Annotated in this window: 3 protein-coding genes and 1 pseudogene; 2 read left to right on the forward strand and 2 right to left on the reverse strand. The window is 65.7% G+C overall.

Annotated features, from left to right (window positions below):
• On the reverse strand, positions 1 to 529 hold a 529-nt coding region (locus UU7_RS14770; RefSeq protein ID WP_007809666.1), incomplete at its 3' end, for an ATPase, T2SS/T4P/T4SS family.
• A 153-nt stretch (positions 530 to 682) separates the two neighbouring features.
• Complete coding sequence (locus UU7_RS14775; protein WP_007809667.1) at positions 683 to 1720, reverse strand: type IV pilus twitching motility protein PilT; 1038 nt, start codon at positions 1718 to 1720, stop codon at positions 683 to 685.
• A 381-nt stretch (positions 1721 to 2101) separates the two neighbouring features.
• Between UU7_RS14775 and proC the strand changes: the two genes are divergently transcribed.
• Positions 2102 to 2926 carry a pyrroline-5-carboxylate reductase gene (gene proC / locus UU7_RS14780; RefSeq protein ID WP_007809668.1) on the forward strand — a complete coding sequence of 275 codons (825 nt, stop codon included), beginning with the start codon at positions 2102 to 2104 and terminating at the stop codon, positions 2924 to 2926.
• Positions 2923 to 3496: pseudogene (locus tag UU7_RS19175) on the forward strand (YggT family protein). Before proC ends, UU7_RS19175 begins: the two are co-directional and overlap by 4 nt.
• The last annotated feature ends 287 nt before the right edge of the window (positions 3497 to 3783 follow it).

Raw genomic sequence — 3783 nt, forward strand, 5'->3', positions numbered from 1 at the left:
TGATGATGCAGCCCTCGTGCTTGTGCACGTATTCGATCGGGTCCTCGATGGTGATGATGTGGCCGGTCGAATTCTGGTTGCGGTAGCCGATCATCGCCGCCAGCGAGGTCGATTTGCCCGAGCCGGTGGCACCCACGAAGACGATGATGCCGCGCTTGGTCATCGCCAGCTGCTTGAGCACCGGCGGCAGGGTCAGCTCCTCGATCGACGGAATCTTCGACTCGATCCGGCGCAGCACCATGCCGACGCAGTTGCGCTGGTAGAAGCACGAGACGCGGAAGCGCCCCACGCCCTGGGCGGAGATCGCGAACTGGCACTCGTGGGTCTTCTCGAACTCCTCGCGCTGGCCCGGCGTCATCACGTTGAGCACCATGTCGCGTGCCTGCTGCACGCTGAGCGGGCTCTGCGTGATCGGCACGATGCGTCCCTGCACCTTCATCGACGGCGCCACGCCCGCGGTGATGAACAGGTCGGACGCCTTCTTGTGCACCATCAGCTTCAGGAAGGAGGTGAAATCAAAATCGCTCATGGCTCTAACCCCGGGAATAGGGAATGGGGAATAGGGAATCGGAACGGTGATGTCCGGCGCAAGTCGGTGCGGGGAGACGAGCGTTCAAACCGCAGCCACGCAGGGCTCGCGACTTTTCAACGATGTCCGATTCCCCATTCCCGACTTCCCGCATCACTTGAAGCTGTCCTTGTTCTTGGCGTACATCGAGGCCTCCTGACGGGTCACCAGGCCACGCTTGACCAGGTCCTGCAGGCACTGGTCCAGCGTCTGCATGCCGAACTGCTGGCCGGTCTGGATCGACGAATACATCTGCGCGACCTTGTCCTCGCGGATCAGGTTGCGGATCGCCGGGATGCCGACCATGATCTCGTGCGCCGCGACGCGGCCGCCACCGACCTTCTTCAGCAGCGACTGCGAGATGACCGCGCGCAGCGACTCGGACAGCATCGAGCGCACCATCGGCTTCTCGCCGGCGGGGAACACATCGATGATGCGGTCGATGGTCTTCGCCGCCGAGCTGGTGTGCACGGTGGCGAACACCAGGTGGCCGGTTTCCGCGGCGGTCAGCGCCAGGCGGATGGTCTCCAGGTCGCGCAACTCGCCGACCAGGATGTAGTCCGGGTCCTCGCGCAGCGCCGAGCGCAGCGCCTCGTTGAAGCCGTGCGTGTCGCGATGCACCTCGCGCTGGTTGATCAGGCACTTTTGCGAGGTATGCACGAACTCGATCGGGTCCTCGACCGAGAGCATGTGGCCGTATTCGTTCTTGTTGATGTGGTCGACCATCGCCGCCAGCGTGGTCGACTTGCCCGAGCCGGTCGGGCCGGTCACCAGGATCAGGCCCTGCGGCTGCTCGATCAGCTCCTTGAACACCCGGGGGCAACCCAGGTCTTCCAGGGTCAGCACTTCGGACGGAATGGTACGGAACACCGCGCCGGCGCCCCGGTTCTGGTTGAACGCGTTGACGCGGAAACGGGCCAGCCCGGGAATCTCGAACGAGAAGTCGGTCTCGTAGAACTCCTCGTAATCGCGCCGCTGCTTGTCCGACATGATGTCGTAGATCAGCGAGTGCACCTGCTTGTGTTCCAGCGCAGGGATGTTGATGCGACGGACATCGCCATCAACGCGGATCATCGGTGGCAGGCCGGCGGACAGATGCAAGTCCGAGGCCTTGTTCTTTACCGAGAAGGCAAGCAGTTCGGCAATGTCCATGAAGTCGTTTCCCCTAAACCGAGCGTCTGGATGGCATGAATTCGGGTACTGCAACCGGGACCGCAGATCGTCCGCAGGCGTGGTGCGCCGCAACGCATGTTGCCTGGCGCCACCCCGCAGCCCGGACGAGCCGTTCCAATCCCCTTGCAGCCGGGTCGATACTACTCGCGCAAGCGGCTGTGCGGCCAGTCTTTCCGGCCACCGGCGCGCAAAGTGTCGACCCGTTTGCGCGGTCCGTCGTAAAACCGTGATCCGGCCTTCGCCGGCGAATCGATGGCGGCCGTCGCCGGGCGCACCCGGCGCGGAATCGGCCCGTAGCGCGACGGCTCCGGTAAGGTACGCGGTCTGGACGATTCATCTGACCCACCCGAGGAACCCTGCATGACACGACTTGCCTTCATCGGCGGCGGCAACATGGCGCGCAGCCTGATCGGCGGCCTGCTGAAGACCGGCGTGGCGCCGGCCACGGTGAGCGTGGCCGAGCCGCTGGCCGAGGCGCGCCAGACGCTGGGTCGCGAATTCGGCATCGCCTGCTACGCCGAGAACCGGCTTGCCGCAGCGGAAGCCGAAGTCATCGTGCTGGCGGTCAAGCCGCAGATCATGCCGGCGATCCACGCCGAACTGCGCGACACCCTGCAACGCAACCGCCCGCTGCTGATCTCGATCGCCGCCGGCGTGAGGCTGGATCAGCTGGAACGCTGGTTCGGCAGCGGCTTGCCGATCGTGCGCTGCATGCCCAACACGCCGGCCCTGATCGGCGCCGGCGCCACCGGCCTGTGCGCCAACAGCCGGGTCAGCCCGGCGCAGAAGGCGCAGGCCCAGCACATCCTGGACGCCGCGGGGATCACCCGCTGGATCGACGACGAGGCGTTGATGGACACCGTCACCGCCTTGTCCGGCTCCGGCCCGGCCTACTTCTTCGCCCTAGTCGAGGCGCTGGAAGCGGCCGCCGTGGCCCAGGGCCTGCCCCGCGACACTGCCCGGGCGCTGGCCGCGCAAACCTGCCTTGGCGCCGGTCGCATGCTGGTCGAAGGCGGCGAAGACCCCGCGCTGCTGCGCCAGCGCGTCACCTCGCCCAACGGCACCACCCAGGCCGCGCTGGAAAGTTTTGCCGCCGACGGACTGCCGCACATCGTGGCCCGTGCCGTCCACGCCGCCACCCGTCGCGGCGCGGAACTGGCCAACGAACTGGACAAGCTGTCGTGAGCTATCTGCTGAACGCCCTCTCCATGCTGATCGAACTGGTCTTCGAGGCGGCCGTCACCCTGCTGCTGCTGCGCGTGGCCGCCGAGGCCTGCCGCGCCGACTTCCACAACCCGCTGAGCCAGTTCATCTACCGCTACACCAACCCGGTGCTGGCACCGATTCGCCGCGTCTTGCCGAACTGGCGCCGGATCAACCTGGCCGCCCTGCTGCTGGCCTGGCTGGCGATGCTGCTCAAGCCTGCTGCTGTTCGCCCTGCTCGGGGTGATGCCGAACCCGCTCGGCCTGATCGTGCTGGCGCTGGCCGAACTGCTCGACTTCACCCTGCTGTTCTATCTGGTGCTGATCTTCGGCTGGTCCCTGCTGAGCATGTTCTCGGTGGATCAGCGCCATCCGTTGCTCAAACTGGCCGGAACCCTGGTGGCACCGCTGCTGCGCCCGTTGCGCGGCAAGCTGGTCGCCGGGCAGATCGACTTCGGGCCGATGGTGGTGATGATCGTGTTGCTGCTGGCGCGCCTGCTGATCGCCGCACCGCTGCTGGATCTGGGGGCGCGGTTGGCACTGGGCGCCTGAGATTTCCCTTGCGACTGTGACTTTGGCCGCCGCCTAAGAAATAGATCAAGAGCTTCCCGTCCTCCTTCGGAGGGCGAGTCGCCTTCTTTCGCGTTCGCCCTGATACGCCTGAAAGCATGAGCTCAAGTGCAGAGCGGTCGATCGCCTGCGGCGACCGAGTCACTTTCTCTTTGAGTGGCCAAAGAGAAAGTAACCCAAGAGAAAGGCCACCCCGATGGCGCGCCTTCCGGGCATCCTGCCCTCCAGGTGCGCGGTCGGGCTCCGGGGGTTCGCCGACAGTCCATCCA

The sequence above is a fragment of the Rhodanobacter spathiphylli B39 genome (assembly GCF_000264295.1).
GTDB classification, from domain to species: domain Bacteria; phylum Pseudomonadota; class Gammaproteobacteria; order Xanthomonadales; family Rhodanobacteraceae; genus Rhodanobacter; species Rhodanobacter spathiphylli.

Excerpts from the sequence above, each read along its gene's own strand:
- UU7_RS14775 (WP_007809667.1), bottom strand. The coding sequence starts at position 1,720 with ATGGACATTGCCGAACTGCTTGCCTTCTCGGTAAAGAACAAGGCCTCG.
- proC (WP_007809668.1), top strand. The coding sequence starts at position 2,102 with ATGACACGACTTGCCTTCATCGGCGGCGGCAACATGGCGCGCAGCCTG.